General features: G+C 65.2%; 1 protein-coding gene. It reads left to right on the top strand.

The genetic code is table 11. The features are described 5' to 3' along the window. Window positions 1–414 (top strand): cytochrome P450 (locus D9V41_RS16535; RefSeq protein WP_121795623.1); only part of this gene is annotated, 414 nt, incomplete at both ends.

Here is a 414-nt window from a genome sequence, read left to right as displayed (position 1 = left end):
GAGGCGCTCCGCGAGTTCGTCGGAGACGCCTTGTTCACCGCGTACGACGGCGAGCCGAACTGGCAACGCGCCCACGACCTCCTCATGCCCGCCTTCACGAAGGACTCGATGCGGGGCTACCACACCACCATGCTGGACACCGCTCGCGAGATGTTCGATGTCTGGGATGCGGTGGACGGTCCGATCGACGTCACCGCCGACATGACCAAGCTGACGATGGAGACGATCAGTCGCACCGCCTTCAGTCGCGACTTCGGCTCGTTCACCTCCCGCGAGGTGCATCCGTTCGTGCCGGCGATGATCGCCGCGCTCACCACCGGCATGCGCAAGTCCTCGCTCGACACCATTCCCGGCGGCAAGCGCATCGCCCGCAAGATCGATGCGGAGAACGCCGATCACCTCGCGTACGTGGAT

This window comes from Aeromicrobium phragmitis, from assembly GCF_003674095.1.
In the GTDB taxonomy this organism is placed as follows: domain Bacteria; phylum Actinomycetota; class Actinomycetes; order Propionibacteriales; family Nocardioidaceae; genus Aeromicrobium; species Aeromicrobium phragmitis.
This window is presented reverse-complemented; position numbering and strand designations above follow the sequence as displayed.